Below are 18,815 nucleotides of genomic sequence, written 5' to 3'. Positions count from 1 at the left end.
CCAATGCCCTGGACATTCAATAACCGGCGCCGCGTGTCGCGCATATACCGGGAAAATAAACGCTCAGCGCGTCACCGGGTGACGGGGCGCACTCACATCGTAGACACGCACCGGGTTCTTCGGATCCGCAGGAACCTTCAGCAGGGCTTCAAGCACCTTCGCTTTGAGTTCCTTCTCCCCCGCGTTGCCCCAGACGATCGTCTGGCCGTCCACCAGCTTCAGCTCAACAGCGTCCACGGACTGGGCTGATGCATTCGACAGTCGTGCCAGGATATCCAGCGGAAGGGCCCCCAGGACGGCTGCAGTGGCCTGGAAGAGCTCTTTGCCGATGGTTCCCGCCCCGCCGTCAATCACAGGCAGGGCGACCGACGCGGTGTCCGCGGTCGTGCCCAGCACCACACCGTCCACATCGACCAGCTGGTACTGCTCCCCCTGCTTCACCAACGCCACCGGGACCCGTTCGCGCACCTGCACCACCAGCTCGGACGGCGGCCGGGCCTGGGTGGAAACCGACTTGATCTGGACGAGTGGCTCCAGGAGGCGTGCCACCTCCTCGTCGCTGATCTGGGGCAGGGGCTTGCCCTTGAGCGGGTCAAGTGCAGTTCTGACCTGGTCAGCCGTGACCAGCCTCGTCCCGGACACCGAAACAGTTCCCACCGCCAGGAGGGGGGAAAAGACCGCGGCGGCCAGCAGGGCCGAGACCGCCACCAGCGCCGTGCACACGGCAACGAGGATGTGCCGTTTGCGGCGCTTTGCGGGCGGCTCGGGGAAGGCCAGCACATTCTCGCGGCCGGCCGGCCCATCGCTGCTGGAGCGCTTGCCCTCACGTTTCTTCGTCAGGGTTGGAGCGGAGTGGCTGTCCGGTTTTGTCGCGGTAGCTCCGGCGGGCTCCGGCGCGCTTTTGGAGGCCGAGATGACCGCCGGCTCTGCCCGCCCGGTTTCCGTCCGTTTCCGGCCGCCGGGCGACGCATAGGTGGGCCGGCGCGGACTACCCACCGAGGGCCTGCACAATCTTTGGTCCGAAGGCCGTGACATCCCCGGCGCCGACCGTCAGGACGACATCTCCGGGCCCGGCAGCCGCTGCCAGGGCATCCACTGCAGCTCCGGACTCCACGAGGCGTCCGCCGTGGGCCAGGTGTTCGGCGATGAGCTGGCTGGTGACCCCGGGGATGGGATCTTCCCGTGCCGGGTAGATGTCCAGGACCAGGGCGGTGTCGGCCAGGTTCAGCGCGTCGGCGAATTCACGCGCAAACTCCCGGGTCCTCGAGAAAAGATGGGGCTGGAACAGGACGTGGACCTTATGCCCGCCGGCTACGGAGCGGGCCGCGGTGAGGGCTGCCCGGACCTCCGTGGGATGGTGGGCGTAATCATCAAAAACGCGCACGCCGCGCGCCTCGCCCTTCAGTTCGAATCGGCGGGACGCGCCCGAAAAGTTCGCCAGGGCACGCGCGGCCGCGGCGGGGTCGACGCCGAGCTCCAGTGCCACGGCGACGGCGGCCGCTGCGTTCAGCGCGTTGTGCCGTCCCGGTACCTGGAGTTCCAGGGCGAAGCGTCCGGCAGGTGAGGAAACCGCGACGTCCCCGGGGCCGCCGTCGTGCAAGACAAGATCGGACCGGTCTGAGGTTCCGTACAGGACCACCCTGGTGTTGCCGCGCGCCAGCGTGCGTGCGGCCAGGGCCAGGGCACCGGCGTCGTCAGCGCAGGCGATCAGGACACCGTCCGCCGGGAGCAGCATGGTAAAGCGGTCAAAGGATTCATAGACGGCTTCGGCCGTGCCGTAGTAATCCAGGTGGTCAGGTTCAACGTTGGTGACCACGGCAATCCTGGGCCGGTAGTTCAGGAAGGACCCGTCCGATTCGTCGGCCTCGGCCACGAAGATTCCGGATTTCCCGTGGGCAGCGTTGACGCCCAAGGCAGGCACGTTGGCACCGATGGCGAACGACGGGTCCAGTCCGGCGCCTTGGAGGAGAACGGTGATCATGGACGTTGTTGTTGACTTGCCGTGGGTGCCCGCGACAGTGACCACGAGGTCCTCCCCCATGGTGGCCGCCAGTGCTTCCGAACGGTGCAGGACCGGCAGCCCGGCGGCGCGCGCGGCAACCAACTCGGGGTTGTCGGCGCGGATTGCCGAGCCGGCCACGACAGTCTGGGCGTCGCCGATGTTGGCCGCACCGTAGCCCACGGCGATCCTCGCGCCGGCGGCAGCGAGCTCGGCCATGACCGGAAGGTCCTTGGCATCGGACCCGCTCACGGGCACTCCGCGTGCCACCATGATGCGGGCCACGGCGGACATGCCCACGCCGCCGATGCCGATGAAGTGGACGCGGCCCAGGGATTGCTGGCTGCGGATGCCGGCGGGGCTCATGCGGACACCGCTTCCAGGACAAGGTCAGCCATCCGCTGATCGGCGTTTCGGATTCCCAGGCGGCGTGCGTTGGCGGCCATGAGGGCGAGCCGGCCGGGGTCGGTGACCAGGGGAATAAGTTCGCGCGCCACCCACTGCGAGGTGAAATCCCTGTCCGGAACGATCACTGCACCGCCGGCGTTCACGAGTCCTGCCGCGTTCAGCGCCTGTTCGCCGTTGCCGATGGGCAGCGGGACAAACACCGCCGGCACCCCCACTGCCGCCACTTCGCTGACAGTCGCCGCGCCCGACCGCGCAAGCAGAATGTCCGCAGCGGCGTAGACGAGCTCCATGCCGTCCACGTACTCGACCTGGCGGTAGCCCTCAGCGGTGAGGGGGCCGCCGTCGGCGCCCTGTACCGTTTTGCCGCGGCCGGTGATGTGGAGCGTCTGGATTCCGGCGGCGGAAAGGTCCTTCACCGAGGCAGCGACGGCGCGGTTGATGCTCTGGGCACCGGAAGAACCGCCCGTGACAATCAGCGTGGGCTTGTCAGCATCCAGGCCCAGGGCTTCGCGGGCAGCGGCCCGGGCGGAATCCCTGTCCAGTCCCGAAATTTCGCGCCGCATGGGCATGCCGACATGGCGGGCGTGGCGCAGGCGGGTGGTGTCGAACGCTGTGGCCACGTGGCGGGTGAGGAAAGAGCCCACGCGGTTCGCCAGGCCGGGCCGGGTGTTGGCTTCATGGATCACGATGGGGATCCCCCGCCGCCGGGCGGCCAGATACAGCGGCGTGCAGACGTAGCCTCCCACCCCCACGAGGACATCGGCCGATGCCTCGTCAAGGATGCGTCCGGACTGCCGCACGGCACCGGCCAGCCGGGCCGGCAGCCTGAGCAGGTCCATGGAGGGCTTCCGCGGAAACGGAACGCGGTCGATGGTGGCGAGCTGCACACCGGCTGCCGGAACAAGCCGGGTCTCCATGCCGGCGGGCGTACCCACGGCCAGCAGCCTGGCTCCCGGCATGGCGGAACGGAGCGCTGAGGCGATGGCCAGCAGCGGGCTGATGTGGCCGGCGGTTCCGCCGCCCGCAAGGACAATGGAGAGGTTCTGGGATGTCATGTGGTGCTAGGTACGCTTTCTGACGGTTTTTTTGCGGCGGGTGGATCCCCGCGCCCGTTTGGTGCCGAACTTCAGCAGCTTCTTGGGCCGCAGCGCCGGCGCCATCTGTTCGCGTGCGAGCGACAGGACAACGCCTACGGCACACAGCGACATGAGCAGAGCCGAGCCGCCGTAGGAAATGAACGGCAGGGGCACGCCGATGACCGGCATCAGGCCTGTCACCACTGCCATGTTGACGGTGGCCTGCCCCAGCAGCCACACCATGATGGTGCCGGCCAGCACGCGGTGGAACATGTCCTCCTGCGCCACCACCACGCGGTAGATGGCTGCACCGAGGATGGCAAACAGGACAAGCACGACGACGGTGCCCACCAGGCCCAGTTCCTCGCCGATGATGGCAAAAATGAAGTCGTTGTGGGCTTCCGGAATCCAGCTGTATTTCTGCCGGCTCTGGCCAAGGCCGACGCCGAACCAGCCTCCGGAGGCAAGCCCGTAGAGCCCGTTGGTTGCCTGGTAGTTTGCGTCAATGCCGTCGGCACAGGACTGCCCTGTCCACCAGGAGGTGATGCGGCACATCCGGTTTGAGCTGGTGATGGCCATGACTGCCGTCCCGGCAGCAGCCACCAGGGCGGCGAACCCGAAAAGGTAGAGGGGCACACCGGCAAAGAAGAGGGCGGCAGCCGTGATCATCATGATGATCATCGCCGTACCGAGGTCGTTGCCCAGCAGCACCAGCCCGATCACCCCGCCGGCCAGCGGCACCGCGGGAATCAGCACATGGGACAGCCGCTGGAGCAGCTTTCCTTTCCTGGCGAGGACCGTGGCCATCCAAAGCGCCAGGGCAAGCTTGGACGCCTCGGACGGCTGGAAAGTGATGCCGCCGAGGTCAATCCAGTTCTTGTTTCCGTTGACTTCGTCACCGATCAGCTGGACAAGCACCAGGAGGACCAATGCGCCGCCCAGCCCGGGCCAGGCCAGCCGCTTGAGCCAGACCACGTTGATGCGCGAGAGCACAAACATGGTGAAGATACCGATCGCGGCGAACATGCCCTGTTTGAGGGCATCACCATAGGGCGACTTTCCCGCGGCGATGGATTCAACGCTCGAGGCGGACAGCACCATCATGATGCCGATGGCCGTCAGTGCGAGGGTGGAGCCGAGGATGAGGTAGTAGGTCGACCCGTTCTTTGACGTTCCTGTTCCCTCGAGCGTGGACCAGAACCCCCGGTACCAGCCCCGGATGCGTGCGGGCAGCGCAGGTTTGGGTGCCGGCGGCCGGGTGGGCGTGCTGACCATTGTTACTCCTCGCCGGTCTTGGCCTGCCCTTCCACCAGCTCGCGGACAGCTTCGATAAAGGCGTCGCCGCGGTGAGCGTAGGAAGAGAACTGATCCATGGAAGCAGCTGCCGGGGCCATCAGGACGGTGTCCCCCGGCGCGGCAAGCTGCGCTGCTGACGCAACGGCCCGGGCCATCACCCTCTCTCCGGAAACCGGAGAGCTGACCTCGATGGCTCCGCCCGTTACGGCAGTCTGCATATTTTCAGTGTCGCCCGCCGGCGGCAGGATCACGGGGACATCGGGTGCGTGTCGTTCCAGGGCCTCGGCCAGCGGCGCGGTGTCGGAGCCGATGAGAACTACTGCCTTGAGCCGCGCCGCGTGTTCACGGACCAGGTCGTCGTAGCTGACGCCTTTGGACAGCCCGCCGGCAATCCAGATGACCTTGCTGAAGGTTGCCAGGGAGGCCGCGGCAGCGTGTGGATTGGTTGCCTTGGAGTCGTTGACCCAGAGCACGCCGTTTTCCCGGGAAACGGGCTGTATACGGTGGTTGCCCGGCACATAGTCCTGGATCCCCCGGCGCACGGCTTGGGGTTCAACGCCGTAGGCGCGGACCAGGGCGGCGGCGGCAAGGGCGTTGGCCACCATGTGGCGGGGAGCAAACTCTCCAAGGTCCCTGAGGGAAGCCAGTTCGGCCGCGCTGTCCTTCCGCTCCTCGATGAACGCACGGTCCACCAGGAGTCCTTCCACCACTCCGAGCATGCTGATCGCCGGCGTCACGGTGGTGAAACCTACGGCCCGGCAGCCCTCCACCACGTCGGCGTCTTCGACCATCCGTTCGGTTTCGATCTGCTCGGCGTTGAAGATGCACGCCTTTTGGGTGCGTTCGTAGACCTTCGCCTTGTCCGCGAGGTACGAGTTATAGGAACCGTGCCAGTCGACATGGTCTTCTGCCACGTTGAGGCAGACGCTGGCAACGGGGGACAACGATTCGGCCCAGTGCAGCTGGAAGCTGGAAAGCTCGACGGCGAACACGTCATATTCAACGGGGTCGCGGAGGGCGTCCAGAATAGGAGTCCCCACGTTCCCTACCGCGATTGCCTTCAGTCCGGCGGCCTGGAGCATTGACTCAGTCAGTCCCACCGTGGTGGTCTTGCCGTTTGTACCGGTAATGGTGAGCCAGTCCGCCGTTTTGTGGCCCTCCCGAACGCGCAGGCGCCAGGCAAGTTCGACGTCGCCCCACACCGGAATGTGGGCACGCGCGGCCGCCGCGAGGAGCGCCTGGTCCGGCCGCCAACCGGGGCTGGTGACGATGAGGTCAGGGAAGGCGCCGTCGATCCTGGGGACCTTGCTGACCGCTTCCTCACCAAGGAGCACATCGGCGGCGCCGACGATCTTCAGGGTGTCAGCCTGGGCTTTGGCCGTTTCGCTGGTGGCGGCGTCAACCACCACCACGCGGGCGCCGAGTTCAATGAGCGTATCTGCTGCGGCGAACCCGGAAACCCCGATGCCGGTCACTACAACACGCAGGCCGGCCCAGTCGGAATCCCAGCTGACGAGGTTCTGCAGTCGGGGTGAAACTGTCACAGGAGCACGACCCATTCAGCGTAGAAGACGCCCAGGCCCACGGCTACGAAGAGCCCGCCCAGGATCCAGAACCGGACAACGACGGTGACCTCGGCCCAGCCCTGCAGTTCGAAGTGGTGTTGCAGCGGTGCCATCTTGAACACCCGTTTGCCGCCGGTAGCTTTGAAGTAGCCCACCTGGATGATCACAGAGAGGGTGATCAGGACGAACAGGCCGCCGATGACTCCCAGGAGCAGTTCGGTCCGGGACAGGATGGCGAAGCCGGCGATGGCGCCGCCGATGGCCAGGGATCCGGTGTCACCCATGAATATCTTCGCCGGTGACGTGTTCCACCAAAGGAACCCCACCAGGGCTGCACTGATGATTGCCGCCAGCAGCGCCAGGTCCAGGGGGTCCCGGACCGAGTAGCAGCCGCTGCCGGCCTGGCGTGGCGAACCGCACGCCTGGTTGCTCTGCCAGAAGCCCATCAGCGTGTAGGCACCAAACACCATGATCGAGGCGCCGGCTGCCAGCCCGTCGAGGCCGTCGGTAAGGTTCACGCCGTTCGTTGCCGCAGTGACGATCAGGTTGGACCAAAGGACAAAGAGAATGGCCCCCACCACTGTGCCGGCGAAGGCCAGGTCGAGCCAAGGCACGTCCCGTACCAGGGAAATCTTGGTGGACGCGGGCGTGACACCGGCCGAGTTGGGGAAGTTCAGGGCCAGGATGGCGAACCCGATGCCTACCGCGGCCTGCAGGATGAGCTTGGCTTTCGCGTTAAGGCCAAGGCTGCGCTGGCGGGAGATCTTGATGAAGTCATCCAGGAAGCCCACCAGCCCCATCCCCACCATCAGGAAGAGCAGGATCAGGGCGGACGCCGAAGGGCCGGCCGAGTCCGGGTTCATCATCCACATGACCAGGTGGGTCAGTCCGTAGCTGAGCAGGACCGCGGCCACCACGACGGTTCCGCCCATGGTCGGGGTACCGCGCTTGGTGTGGTGCGAGGTGGGTCCGTCATCGCGGATGAATTGGCCGTAGCTCTTATGAACCAGCAGGCGGATAAACAACGGGGTCCCTGCAAGGGCGAGCAGCAGGGCCAGTCCCGAGCCGATCAGAAGTGCAATCACAGCAGGTTGCTCCCTCGGTCGGCAGGTTGGACGGATTGTGGGGGTAATGCTATCCGATCGCCCAGATGCCTCAGCCCCACACTGTTGGAGGACTTGAAGAGGACCAGGTCGCCGGGTTCAAGCTCCGCATCGAGGATTGTGTAAGCCTCCTCAGCCGTTTCGGCGAAGACACATTCGTCACCCCAGGAGCCTTCCTGGACGGCGGAAACATACAGGGCGCGGGCTTCACGGCCAACAACCACAAGCCGCGAAATGTTCAGGCGGACCACTTGGGTTCCCACTGCTGTGTGTTCGCGGATCGAATCGGATCCAAGTTCCAGCATGGCTCCGAGGACGGCCCATGTCCGGCGTCCCCGGCCAAGGTCGGCCAGGGTGCGCAGGGCAGCCCGCATGGATTCCGGATTCGCGTTGTAGGCGTCATTGATGACCGTTACGCCGTCCGGACGTTCAGTGCGTTCCATCCGCCACCGGCTGGCTGCGGTCTGTGTACTCAGCGAAGCAGCGATGTCCCGTCCGGGCACGCCTGCGGCAAAAGCAGCAGCTGCCGCAGCCAGGAGGTTGCCGGTGTGGTGTGATCCGATGAGGCGGCTGCTGACGTGCAGGCCGGCCTCTCCGCCGGGCAGCAGGAGGTCGAATTCAGGGTTTCCCTCAGCGTTGGTGTCCGGGTTGATCGCCTGGACCGCGGCGTCGGCGCGTCCTTCGGCGGAAAAGCCCAGCACGGCGGCGTCGGTGCGGCTGCGCATGGCGGCCACGCGTTCGTCGTCGAGGTTGATGATGGCGGTCCCGGCCGGCGCCAGGGCTTCGAGCAGCTCGCCCTTGGCCTGCGCGATGTTCTCCACGCCGCCGAACTCGCCGGCGTGGGCAGTGCCCACGCCAAGGACCACCCCGATGTCAGGCTTGACCATGTCCGCCAGGTAGCGGATATGCCCTATGCCGGTGGCACCCATCTCAATCACCAGGTAACGCGTGTCCGCATCAGCCCGGAAAACGGTGAGCGGGACGCCAACCTCGCCGTTATAGGATCCCTGCGGCGCAACGGTGGGGCCGTGCTGGGCGAGGATTCCTGCAAGGAGGTCTTTGGTCGTCGTTTTGCCGGCGGAACCGGTAATTCCAATGACGGTGAGAACGCCATCCGCGGCAGCCTTGGCTGAGCGGATCCGGCGGACTGCCTCGGCGGCGAGGGCCCCCATGGCCAGTACAGCATCCGGGACCATTACGGCGGGGTACTTTTCACCATCCGGCCCGGACACCGGGCGCTCCGCAAGAACAAGCACCGCCCCCCGGCTGAAGGCCGCAGCGACGAAGTCGTGGCCGTCGGCCTGCTCGCCCGGCTTGGCCACGTAAAGGGACCCGGGCGTGGCCTCGCGGGAATCGGTGACCACCGACAGGGGCGTGATCCCGGGATCGGCGTCAAGGCGGCCGTTGGTAATTTCGGCGATTTCCGCCGCAGTAAATGCAATCATCTCGGTCTAGGACTCTATCCGGTCGTCTTGGAGAACGGTGAATCCCCTGGCTGTCAAGGCGTTCCGCAGTTCCACGCGGTCATCGAGTGCGAGGTTGACGCCCTTGACTTCCTGCCAGACTTCGTGACCGCGGCCCGCCACAAGAATGGTGTCGCGCTGACCGGCAAGTTCAACCGCCCGCCCGATGGCCGCATCCCGGGGATAGACCTCCTCGATCATGCACTCCAGCCGGTCCTGCTCCCGGGCGGCCCTGGCACCCGCCATCACCTCGGCACGGATGGCTGCCGGGTCCTCATCATGGGGGTCGTCGTCGGTGATGATCACGACGTCCGCGAGCCGGGCGGCGATGGCCCCCATGGCCGGCCGCTTGCCTTGGTCCCGCTGCCCGGTGGCCCCGAAAACGACTATCACGCGGGAGCCGGGCAGTGGCGACCTGACGGCTTCCAGTGCCCGGGCAAGGGCGTCCGTATTGTGGGCAAAGTCGACGACGGCGGCCGGCGACTCCGAGATCAGCTGCATCCTTCCCGGTACTGCAACGGTGAAGGGGTCGTGCTCGTCCAGGGCCTTCTGCACCGCCGCGGGGTCCATGCCTCCGGCCAGGACCATCACGGTGGCCAGCGCCGCGTTAGCAACGTTGAAGGTGCCGGGCAGCCCGGTGTGGACCTTCAACACCAGGCCGTCAGGGCCCTGGAGGGTGAAATTGGAGCCCAGACCGCGGGGGGCCGTTTCCGTGACCTTCCAGTCGGCGTCTCCGGGCGCAGGATCTGCACCCGGGGTGGTCAGGACAGTGGTGACCGGGATCCCCGCCGACGCGGCAAGCCTGCGGCCCCATTCGTCGTCGACCGTTACGACGGCGGCACGGGCGCGCCGCGACGTGAACAGTTCCGCTTTGGTGGCGAAGTAGTCCTCCATGGTCCCGTGCAGGTCCAGGTGGTCCTGCGTCAGGTTGGTGAACCCCGCGACGTCGAACATCACACCGTCCACCCGCTGGAAGGATACGGCGTGGGACGAAACTTCCATTGAAGCGGCGTCCAGGCCTCTTTCCCGCATCAGGGCCAGCAGTCCATGGAGATCCGTTGATTCGGGCGTGGTCAAAAGGCTGGGGATCGGCTTCCCGCCGGCAAGGATCTCGATGGTTCCGATCAGGCCGGTCTTCTGCCCCAGCGAGCGGAGCAGGGCGTTGATGAAGTAGGTGGTGGTGGTCTTTCCGTTGGTGCCCGTCACGGCGTACAGGCGCGGTGCCGTCCCGGTGGGCGGCTGGCTCCGGTAGATCAGGGCTGAGAGCGGCCCCACGACATTGCGCGGGTCTGCCACCACCAGGACAGGGACATCGGTGTCCGCGGAGAGGGCCAGAATGCGGGCACCGGCGTCGTCCGTAAGAACTGCCACCGCTCCCCTGTCCACCGCCTGCGACACGAAATCAGCGCCATGGCGGGTGGCACCGGGCAGGGCCACGTAGAGGTCCCCGAGCTCCACGGTGCGGGAGTTCAGCGATATTCCGGTGACGCTGACCTCAGCGGACGAACCCCGGACCGGAACACCGATTGCCTCCCCGATGCTGTCCAGGTGGACTGCGGCAACGGCGGTTGGCCTGAACCGGTTGGCGGGGGTTTCCCCCTCCGGCGCGCTGCTGCTGCCTGGTGCGTTCTGGTGTGACAAGGGGATCTCCGATGGTGCTAGTGGATCATACGCCCGCCGGAAACTGCTTCCGGTGCGGGCACACTGGGACTGCTGCCTGGCGTGGTACTACTTGGCGAACTGCGGCAACCTGGCCGGTTCACCCGTGGACGGCTGGATGTTGTAGGTGCGCAGCGCCTGGCTCATCACCGAACGGAACACCGGCCCCTGGGTGATGCCGTAGATATTGCCCTTGGGACGCTGCAGCACCACCTCAACAATAAACCGCGGGTCATCCATCGGTGCCATTCCCACGATCGACGCGGTGAAGCCGCAGAATCCTGATTTGCCGTCGTCGCACGGTGATTCCGATGTTCCGGTCTTGGCACCCACACGGTACCCGTCGATCGCTGCGTCCTTGATCTGCCCCTCGGTGACCGCGCTTTCGAGGATGTCCTGGACCTGCTGGGCCGTGTTGTCGGAGACCACCTGGCGGGAGGGCTGGGCGGCCACCTTCTCCGCTTTGCCGTCGGCGGAGATGTAGGCATCGATGAGCCTGGGCTGGAGCATCACCCCGTTGTTGGCGATTGTCTGGAACGCCCGCACTGTCTGGAGTGTCGATTGTGAGACTCCCTGGCCGAAGAGCACCGTGTACTCCTGGCGCCCGTCCCACTGGTCGGCGGGGGTCAGGATGCCGGCTGCGACGGCGGGCAGGCCGATGTCCGGTGCCTCCCCGATGCCGAATTTTTTGAGCCAGTCGTACCTTTGTTCCTTGGTGAGGCGCTGGCCGGCCATCACCGTTCCCGTATTCATGGACCAACCCAGAACCCCGGCGAGCGTGCGGTCTTCGGTGCCGTGGGCGAAGGAGTCCGTGAACGTCTGGCCGTCCACGGTGTACGAGGGTCCGAGAGTAAAGGTGTCCAGGGGGCTGGACTTGCCTTCCTCGATCAGCGCGGCAGCCGTGATCATTTTCTGCACCGATCCGGGCTCATAGGCAGCAGTCACCGAACGCACCCCACGGTCCTTGGCCGCCACCCGTCCGGGATCGTTAGGGTCCGGGGAGTTGGTATCGGCCATGGCGACAATGTCACCGGTCTTGGCATCCATGACCGTGATGACGCCCCATTCGGCCCCCTGCTTGTCCGACTGGCTCTGGATTGCCTGCTGGGCGAAATACTGGAGATCGGAATTGAGGGTAAGCCTGACGTCCTTGCCGTTCTGCGGCGGAGTCAGTTCGTCCACTCCCACCGGGATGCGCAGGCCGTCCGCGCCAATTTCGAAAAGACGCTTCCCGTCTGTCCCGCGCAGCAGCTCATCCTGGGTCTGCTCAATGCCGGCCTGGCCCGTGCTTCCATCCTGGAGGAAGCCGATAATCCCGCCGGCCACGGACCCGTTCGGGTACACCCGCTTGCTGACACCCTCCGTGACGATGCCCGGAATCTGGAGGTTGGAGACCCTGTCCTCGACCTCGGGCTTAAGGTCCTTTGCCACAATGTAGTAGCGCTGGTTGCCCGTTACGGCCTCGCGGACGGCATCCTGGTCCATTCCCAGGGCGGCGGCAAGCTCCTGCAGGCCTTGGTCACGGCCCACTTCAACGAGCTTCTCCTTGCCGTCCACCATGTCCAGGCGTTTGAATGTCTCGGTTTTGGTGTTGACGGTCTGGTCCACCACCACGTTGTAGCGGATAACGCTGTTGGCCAGGACCGTTCCGTTGGCGTCGACAATACTGCCGCGCTCAGCAGGCAGCGACGTCTCCCGCATGCGGTAATCCAGCGCGGCAGCAGCCATCCCGCCCACGTCAAGCCCCTGGACCAGGAACAGTTTGCCGCCCACCACAAGAAGGAGCGTGAGCATGATCCCCAAGCCCAGACGCAACCGTTTCGTGGTGTTGGGCACCTTGCCGCTTTTTGCCTTGCCGGTCCTCTGCGCCACCGTGTTTCCCTTGCTGCTCGCCGTGTAGCCCGCTTCGTACTGGCTGGTTGTCCGCCTGGTGCCCTTGGCCGGTGGTCTGACGTGCTGCCTGGCGGCTGCGGCCAGTTACCGGCCGGGCACCTTCTGTTCAGGCGCCGGAACTGAACCGCCGTGGAGCTCGACGGCGGGTGCAGGCGGTGCGGGCGCTGCCGCCCGTGCCTGCGCTGCTGCTTCCGCTCCCGCCGCTGCGGCTGCTTCGGCCGGAGCAGGGACAGCCGGAACCGCTGCCGGCGCGTCGCTCACCGGCTTGCGGCTTGCCAGCGGTTCGCCGGACGTTGCCGGCGGAACCACTGTCAGCAGCCCGGCGACTGCAGGAGCCGGGATAACGGATCCAGGGGCGCCGCCCTTCACAGCCGGTGTTGCCTTGCCTGTGACAGCAAGGGTGGAGAGGTCGATCTGGCCTTTGACCGTGGAGGCTACCATCCCCAAGTCTGCAGCCTTGGCCGCCAGATTCTGGGGAGCCTCGAAGTTCTGGACCTGCTGTGTCAGATCCTGGTTCTGCTTGGTGAGGCTGCTCTGCTTGCCCTTGAGTTCGACAAGCTGATACTGCGAGGTGGATACCGAGATGTTCAGGACCAGCACGGCCACCAGTGCAACGGCAAGCATCGCGAAGCACATCACAACGAAGGGAGCGCGGCGCTTCTTCGGGGCAAAACGCACCACGGACAACGGAGTGCGTTCCTTGCGGCTGGTCCCGGGCGCCGGGGGCCTGATGGCCGGGGCGGTGCTGCCGGAGATCACCGGGAAGTTCTTGACGGCGGTGCTCATGCTTCTCTCCTGGCTCTGATGCGTTCCACTGCCCGCAACCTTGCGGAGGCTGCGCGCGGGTTCTCTGCGATTTCGACGGCGGTGGGGACCTCGGTGCCCTTTGTCAGGGTCTTGAGGATGGCTTTGTGTTCCTCGAGTTCCACCGGGAAGCCGAGCGGTGCGGAGGATTTCGAGCCTGCCTGGAAAACAGCCTTGACGATCTTGTCCTCCAGGGAGTGGTACGACATCACCACGATGCGCCCGCCCAGGGCGAGGGCTTCGACGGCGGCCGGAACAGCACGCTCCAGCACATCCAGTTCCTCGTTTACTTCGATCCGGAGGGCCTGGAAGGTCCGCTTGGCTGGATGGCCTCCCGATTTTGCGGCGGCCGCCGGGACAACAGAGCGGATCTGCTCCACCAGCTCGCCGGTGGTGGCAAAGGGCTTGACGGCCCTCGCCGCGACGATCCTGTTCGCTATGCGGCCGGCGAACTTCTCCTCGCCCCACTTCCGGATAATCCTGACCAGGTCCTCTTCGCTGTAGTTGTTGACCACGTCGGCGGCTGTCTGGCCGCGGCTGGTATCCATCCGCATGTCCAGGGGCGCGTCAAAGGAGTAGGCGAATCCGCGCTCACGCTCGTCCAGCTGCAGCGAGGACACACCCAGGTCCATCAGGATGCCGTGGACCTCAGTGACGCCAAGGTCTTCGAGGACGTCTGCGATTTCGTCGTACACGGCATGGACGAGGTCCGTCCGTGCTGCGAAGGGAGCCAGCCTTTCCCCTGCCAGGGCCAGGGCTTCCTCGTCGCGGTCGATGCCGATCAGGTGCAGGTCCGGGAAACGCTGGAGCATGGCCTCGGCATGCCCGCCCATTCCGAGTGTTGCGTCGATGGCGATGGGTGTTTCGCCCCTCAGGCGGGCGGCTTCAAATCCTGGTGCCAACAAACTGATGCACCGGTCCCGCAGGACCGGCACATGGCGTTCAGACGTCGGCTTCGGGTTTTCATTCATGCCTTCGTCCTTCCTGCCGTTGGGGTGGTTGTTGCTTCTTAAGCCAGATCCCCATCCGCGCCTGTCATCCGGCCGGCCTGGCTCCGGGGAAGTGAGCCAGGTTGACTGTCCGATGGGCGGCTGGAGATCTCGTTCAAGAAGCGCTCTGCCGGGCCGTTCAGGTGATCACAGGATCCCCGGAATGGCGTCGTCGGTTTCAGAGAAGGCGGTTTCCTTCTCCGCGAGGTACTCGTTCCAGGCTTGGGCATCCCAGATCTCGGCGCGGGTTCCTGCACCGATGACGGCCAGTTCCCTGCCGAGGCCTGCGTACTCCCGGAGTGCGGCCGGAATGGTCACGCGCCCCTGCTTGTCAGGTACCTCGTCAGAGGCTCCAGAGAGAAAGACGCGGATGTAGTCACGGGCTTGCTTGGAGGAAATGGGCGCCTCCCGCATCTGCTCGTGAACACGTGCAAATTCCTGCTCACTGAAGACGTAGATGCAACGCTCCTGGCCCCTTGTGAGCACCAGACCGCCGGCAAGTTCCTCACGGAACTTTGCGGGGAGGATAATCCGGCCCTTTTCATCCAGACGCGGCGAGTGTGTGCCCAGAAACACTGGCCCACCGCCTGTCTGCCGAAAGGAACTGCACATCCCCTGTGTTGCAACTACCCTCTTATGTCCTCCACATTACTCCACTTTCCCCCACAGTCAACGCGGAATGGCCCCAACTTCCCCCTTTTAGCGGTCTTCGAACCCCGAAAGGCACGGAAGTGCGGGGTGGTGGCGGGTGGAGGAGATGCCGGGGGCAACCTGCGGCATCTGCGGGTTAAAAGCAAAAAACCCGCCGTAGCGGGTCTTTTGCGCAGTCAGCCTGGCCGGGGGGAGCAAAGTGGAGCAGCGGGGAATGGAGTGAAAGGGGTTCAGATCATCCCGGGGCGCGATCCCGGCGGGGCGATCCTGCCCGGTGCGTGCGCGCGCCGAGGCGCGGTGAACGTCCCTTGCACATCAGGCCGAATAACGGCCCTCTGGCATCAGGTCCTTAGGATTCGTCCCTGCGGCGCTCGTCCCAGCGCTCTTCCAGGCTGCTCATGAAGGAACTCCGTGGCTTTCCGGACTTGCCGGCGCCCGAGCCGGGGCGCTGGTTGGGCGCGGAGGCGTTACGCATCGTCGCGAAGTAGACACCGCCACCCATGACAACAAAGCCAAGAACCCCGACAAAAATATTCTGGAACGTGACGCCGACCAGGAGCAGGGCAACCCCCGCCAAGGCGCAAAGGACGCCGATGACCACGTGCCGGGTGGACCATGTGCGTCCCGGGTCCGACCCCATGGAATTCGCGAACTTGGGATCGTCCTCGTGCAGCTGCTTCTCCAGCTGCTCCAGCAGCTTCTGTTCGTGCTCCGAGAGCGGCATCACGACCTCCTTAAGTAGGCCAACGTCCGGGCTGGTCCATCCAGTACCACTGCTCCAACAACGACCGGCATGCCCAGGTGGTTCCCGCCCCGCCGACAATGGCGGAATGCGAACACCGGCATGGAGCCAATGGAGCGGCAGCACGTCTAAGAGGTCCGGCAGTAACTGAAAACTATGTACATATAAGGATAGTTTGTCGGGGGCCGTTCTGAAAGACGGCAATGACTTTCCCGGGGCCGCCGGCCCGCGCCGATCGCCTCAGTTTCCGTTTCGGGAATCCATGAGGCTGGCGGGGAGGATCGATTTGTTTCCGAACTTCCGGCTGACCTCGTCCAGCGCCTGCTCTGCGGCCCGCCAGTTGTCATCCCTGCGGTCAAGGCTCAGCTGCAGGGACGTCTGTGCGGTCTCCTCCAACTGCTCCGCGCGGATGCCCACCAGCCGGACGGTCATGGGCCGCTGTCCCAGTGACTCCAGCATCTGGAGCGCCACGGCGTGGATCAGCTGGGCGCTGTCAACGGGCGTGTGGACGGTCCGGCTCCTGGTGATGGTGGAAAAGTCCGCATAGCGGAGTTTCAAGGCCACGGTCCGGGCCACCATCCCTGAACTCCGCAACCGTCCTGCCGTTCGATGGGCAAGCCGCAGCAACTCGCGGCTGATGATGGCGTCGTCGCCGGTATCCACGGCGAAAGTCTCTTCGGCCCCTATGCTCTTTTCCAGCCTGACCGGCGTCACCGGGCGCGGATCGATCCCCCACGAAAGCCGGTGGACGTGCTCACCCGTTGCGCCCAGGACCTTCTTCAAGGAGGACAAAGGAGTGGCCGCCACATCGGCCACGGTGTTGATACCCATCCGGGCAAGGACGTCGGTGGTCTTCGCACCGATTCCCCACAGGGCGCCAACGGGGAGGCTGTGAAGGTAGGGCACTGTCTCGTCAGGTCCGATGAGCTGCAAACCGTCGGGTTTGCAGCGCGTCGAGGCTATCTTGGCAACGAACTTGCTTGCAGCGATCCCCACGGAGGCGGTGATGCCCAGCTCGGTTGCCACCTGCTGCCGGATTTGTTCACCGATTGCGCGCGGCGGGCCCAGCCGGCGGATCGCGCCCCCAACATCCAGGAAGGCCTCATCGACGCTGAGCGGCTCCACGAGGTCGGTGATGGAATGGAAAATCTCCATAAGCTGCCCGGAAACCTCGTAGTACAGCTTGTGGCGGGGTTCGATCATGACAGCCTTCGGGCACATCCGCGCCGCGACCACCATGGGCATGGCTGACTTCACGCCGAAAGCACGCGCCTCGTACGACGCCGAGAGGACCACCGAACGGTCGGCCGGAAAGCCGACAATCACGGGTTTGCCCCGCAGCTCCGGACGGGTACGCAGCTCCACGGACACAAAGAATGCGTCCATATCCACATGCATGATGCAGTTGCGCCGGAGCTCCCGAAGACCCGCTTCGGTGTACTGGTTGTTCCGCTCTGGCCCCACACCGGCAATCCTATCGGTTGGTACTGACTAAACTGGAGGCTGAATCCGGCATCAACCCCAGGAGGAAAGTCCCTGTGACGGTCATGAGAAACCTTAAGGCAACAGGATTGGCGGCTCTTGCCGCCGGTGCCATGCTGGCCGTCGCAGCCTGCACCCCTTCGGTTCCCGGGGCGACGGCGTCGTCCGGCAGCGCCCCCTCCCCGGAGTCCGGCAGCGCCAGCATCACCGCTTCCGCCAGCCCGACTGCGTCGCCCGGCACCTCCGCAACTGTAGGAAAGATCGTCGAAGGTTTTCCGGCGAAGCTGCTCCCCCTGATCCCCGGAGCCACGGTCATTTCAAGCAGTTTTGACAAGGCTGCAACGCCGGCCACCGCGGCACTGGTGGCCAGCATCCCTTCCCCGGCCGCCGCCGTCGTGGATTTCTATTCACAGCACCTTCAGGCGCAGGGATTCAAAGCCGTCCCGGGCGATGCCGTGGGCGCGGTGGCTTCGAAGGACTTTGTCCGCAATGAGACGGAGACGGTCAACGTCGCCGTAGTCGAGGCGGCAGGTGTGGCCACGTTCACCATTGGAGCCAACGTGGCAGCCGAGTCCGCCAAGTGACCGTTTCTGAGCAGCTGAGGCTCGAACAGACGGCGTTCGTGGCGGCGGTTGCCGGCGAGCTGACCGATTTCCTCACCCAGCGGCAAGCGCTCATGGCCGCGATTTCCCCGGACATCGATCCCATCATGGGCTCCATCTCCAACCTGGTGACCGGGGGGAAGAGACTCCGGGCCCTCATGTGCTACTGGGGCTGGCGCGGCGCGGGCGGCGATCCTTCGGCCGCCCAGATCGTCACGGCAGGGTCAGCCCTGGAACTGTTCCAGGCAGCCGCCCTGATCCATGACGACATCATCGACCGCTCGGACACCCGCCGGGGCGGACCCAGCGTCCATCGCCGCTTCAGCCAGCTGCACCTCGCACAGGGCTGGGCCCTGGACAGCGAGCGGTTCGGGCACGCTGCCGCCATCCTTACCGGAGACCTGTGTTTGTCCTTCAGCGAGGAGGCCTTCACCGAGATCGGCGGAAAAGCGGCGGCAGGCACGCGGGCACGGCTGATTTTCAACCTCATGCGTGCAGAGGTGATGGCAGGGCAGTACCTGGACATCCTGGAGGAAGTAGCCGGGCCGGTCCGCGACCGAGCGGGTGCGGTGACCCGTGCGCAGTCCATCATCAGGTTCAAGTCGGCCAAATATTCCACCGAACACCCGCTGGCGCTTGGCGGCGCACTGGCCGGGGCCCCGGACGAGTTGCTGCGCGGCTACTCGGCTTTCGCGTTGCCCCTGGGTGAGGCGTTCCAACTCCGCGACGACGTCCTGGGGGTTTTTGGCGACCCCGTCACCACCGGCAAACCGGCAGGAGACGATCTCCGGGAAGGCAAACGTACAGTGCTGATTGCGCTGGCATTGGAACAGGCAACTGCCGCCGAATCGGCTTTCATTGATGCCAAACTCGGCAGCCCTGAACTGGGCGAGGGCGATGTCGCCGAGATTCGCCGGATCATCGAGGAGTCCGGGGCGCTCCAGGCGACCGAAGTGCTGATCAGCGAATTCGGGTCCGAGGCCTTTGACGCACTGGAACGGCTGCCGCTGGACGACCTGCCGAAGACTGCCCTGCGCCGGCTGGCGGAAGCAACCGTCAGCCGCGCCTCCTGACCCCGCCCTG

General features: G+C 65.4%; 16 protein-coding genes. 2 read left to right on the top strand and 14 right to left on the bottom strand.

What is annotated here, in order from left to right; translation table 11 throughout:
- Positions 1 to 63: 63 nt before the first annotated feature.
- From ABIA70_RS09755 to dinB, 14 genes are all read right to left on the bottom strand, one after another.
- A complete protein-coding gene (locus ABIA70_RS09755) occupies positions 64 to 996 on the bottom strand; it encodes a cell division protein FtsQ/DivIB (protein WP_354147409.1) in 933 nt (310 codons plus the stop codon).
- A complete protein-coding gene (gene murC / locus ABIA70_RS09750; RefSeq protein WP_354147408.1) occupies positions 989 to 2,365 on the bottom strand; it encodes a UDP-N-acetylmuramate--L-alanine ligase in 1,377 nt (458 codons plus the stop codon). The genes ABIA70_RS09755 and murC overlap by 8 nt, the downstream gene beginning before the upstream one ends.
- Entirely contained in the window at positions 2,362 to 3,462 is a 1,101-nt protein-coding gene (gene murG, locus ABIA70_RS09745) for an undecaprenyldiphospho-muramoylpentapeptide beta-N-acetylglucosaminyltransferase (protein WP_354147407.1), read from the bottom strand. Before murG ends, murC begins: the two co-directional genes overlap by 4 nt.
- Before the next feature lie 6 nt (positions 3,463 to 3,468).
- A complete protein-coding gene (ftsW, locus tag ABIA70_RS09740) occupies positions 3,469 to 4,758 on the bottom strand; it encodes a putative lipid II flippase FtsW (protein ID WP_354147406.1) in 1,290 nt (429 codons plus the stop codon).
- 2 nt (positions 4,759 to 4,760) lie between these two features.
- Entirely contained in the window at positions 4,761 to 6,338 is a 1,578-nt protein-coding gene (gene murD / locus ABIA70_RS09735) for a UDP-N-acetylmuramoyl-L-alanine--D-glutamate ligase (protein WP_354147405.1), read from the bottom strand.
- Positions 6,320 to 7,429 (bottom strand): phospho-N-acetylmuramoyl-pentapeptide-transferase, encoded by a 1,110-nt coding sequence (gene mraY, locus ABIA70_RS09730; protein ID WP_354147404.1) that lies wholly within the window; start codon positions 7,427 to 7,429, stop codon positions 6,320 to 6,322. The genes murD and mraY overlap by 19 nt, the downstream gene beginning before the upstream one ends.
- On the bottom strand, positions 7,426 to 8,892 hold the full coding sequence (locus ABIA70_RS09725; RefSeq protein ID WP_354147403.1) for a UDP-N-acetylmuramoyl-tripeptide--D-alanyl-D-alanine ligase: 1,467 nt from the start codon (positions 8,890 to 8,892) through the stop codon (positions 7,426 to 7,428). Before ABIA70_RS09725 ends, mraY begins: the two co-directional genes overlap by 4 nt.
- A gap of 6 nt (positions 8,893 to 8,898) precedes the next feature.
- The gene (locus tag ABIA70_RS09720; RefSeq protein WP_354147402.1) at positions 8,899 to 10,551 is read right to left on the bottom strand and encodes a UDP-N-acetylmuramoyl-L-alanyl-D-glutamate--2,6-diaminopimelate ligase; all 1,653 of its coding nucleotides are present in this window, start codon (positions 10,549 to 10,551) and stop codon (positions 8,899 to 8,901) included.
- Between the two features lie 87 nt (positions 10,552 to 10,638).
- The gene (locus ABIA70_RS09715) at positions 10,639 to 12,363 is read right to left on the bottom strand and encodes a peptidoglycan D,D-transpeptidase FtsI family protein (RefSeq protein WP_354147401.1); all 1,725 of its coding nucleotides are present in this window, start codon (positions 12,361 to 12,363) and stop codon (positions 10,639 to 10,641) included.
- Positions 12,364 to 12,546: 183 nt separating this feature from the next.
- Entirely contained in the window at positions 12,547 to 13,248 is a 702-nt protein-coding gene (ftsL, locus tag ABIA70_RS09710; RefSeq protein ID WP_354147400.1) for a cell division protein FtsL, read from the bottom strand.
- Positions 13,245 to 14,237 carry a 16S rRNA (cytosine(1402)-N(4))-methyltransferase RsmH gene (rsmH, locus tag ABIA70_RS09705; RefSeq protein ID WP_354147399.1) on the bottom strand — a complete coding sequence of 331 codons (993 nt, stop codon included), beginning with the start codon at positions 14,235 to 14,237 and terminating at the stop codon, positions 13,245 to 13,247. The genes ftsL and rsmH overlap by 4 nt, the downstream gene beginning before the upstream one ends.
- Before the next feature lie 165 nt (positions 14,238 to 14,402).
- A complete protein-coding gene (gene mraZ, locus ABIA70_RS09700) occupies positions 14,403 to 14,831 on the bottom strand; it encodes a division/cell wall cluster transcriptional repressor MraZ (RefSeq protein WP_066285792.1) in 429 nt (142 codons plus the stop codon).
- Between the two features lie 424 nt (positions 14,832 to 15,255).
- A complete protein-coding gene (locus tag ABIA70_RS09695; protein ID WP_354147398.1) occupies positions 15,256 to 15,630 on the bottom strand; it encodes an SCO2097 family morphological protein in 375 nt (124 codons plus the stop codon).
- 258 nt (positions 15,631 to 15,888) lie between these two features.
- Entirely contained in the window at positions 15,889 to 17,046 is a 1,158-nt protein-coding gene (gene dinB / locus ABIA70_RS09690) for a DNA polymerase IV (RefSeq protein WP_502917199.1), read from the bottom strand.
- Positions 17,047 to 17,186: 140 nt separating this feature from the next.
- On the opposite strand from dinB, the gene ABIA70_RS09685 reads away from it, so the two are divergent.
- Both ABIA70_RS09685 and ABIA70_RS09680 read left to right on the top strand, forming a co-directional pair.
- Positions 17,187 to 17,714: a hypothetical protein gene (locus ABIA70_RS09685; RefSeq protein WP_354147396.1), complete on the top strand. Its 528-nt coding sequence runs from the start codon at positions 17,187 to 17,189 to the stop codon at positions 17,712 to 17,714.
- A complete protein-coding gene (locus ABIA70_RS09680; RefSeq protein WP_354147395.1) occupies positions 17,711 to 18,805 on the top strand; it encodes a polyprenyl synthetase family protein in 1,095 nt (364 codons plus the stop codon). The genes ABIA70_RS09685 and ABIA70_RS09680 overlap by 4 nt, the downstream gene beginning before the upstream one ends.
- Positions 18,806 to 18,815: the final 10 nt, after the last annotated feature.

Source organism: Arthrobacter sp. 754 (assembly GCF_040548695.1).
In the GTDB taxonomy this organism is placed as follows: Bacteria; Actinomycetota; Actinomycetes; order Actinomycetales; family Micrococcaceae; genus Arthrobacter.
This window is presented reverse-complemented; position numbering and strand designations above follow the sequence as displayed.

Bases quoted from the DNA above. Each gene is read 5' to 3' on its own strand.
- ftsW (WP_354147406.1), bottom strand. From the start codon at position 4,758: ATGGTCAGCACGCCCACCCGGCCGCCGGCACCCAAACCTGCGCTGCCC.
- murC (WP_354147408.1), bottom strand. From the start codon at position 2,365: ATGAGCCCCGCCGGCATCCGCAGCCAGCAATCCCTGGGCCGCGTCCAC.
- murG (WP_354147407.1), bottom strand. From the start codon at position 3,462: ATGACATCCCAGAACCTCTCCATTGTCCTTGCGGGCGGCGGAACCGCC.
- dinB (WP_502917199.1), bottom strand. From the start codon at position 17,046: ATGCATGTGGATATGGACGCATTCTTTGTGTCCGTGGAGCTGCGTACC.
- murD (WP_354147405.1), bottom strand. From the start codon at position 6,338: ATGGGTCGTGCTCCTGTGACAGTTTCACCCCGACTGCAGAACCTCGTC.
- ABIA70_RS09715 (WP_354147401.1), bottom strand. From the start codon at position 12,363: ATGCTCACGCTCCTTCTTGTGGTGGGCGGCAAACTGTTCCTGGTCCAG.
- ABIA70_RS09725 (WP_354147403.1), bottom strand. From the start codon at position 8,892: ATGATTGCATTTACTGCGGCGGAAATCGCCGAAATTACCAACGGCCGC.
- ABIA70_RS09695 (WP_354147398.1), bottom strand. From the start codon at position 15,630: ATGCCGCTCTCGGAGCACGAACAGAAGCTGCTGGAGCAGCTGGAGAAG.
- ftsL (WP_354147400.1), bottom strand. From the start codon at position 13,248: ATGAGCACCGCCGTCAAGAACTTCCCGGTGATCTCCGGCAGCACCGCC.
- rsmH (WP_354147399.1), bottom strand. From the start codon at position 14,237: ATGAATGAAAACCCGAAGCCGACGTCTGAACGCCATGTGCCGGTCCTG.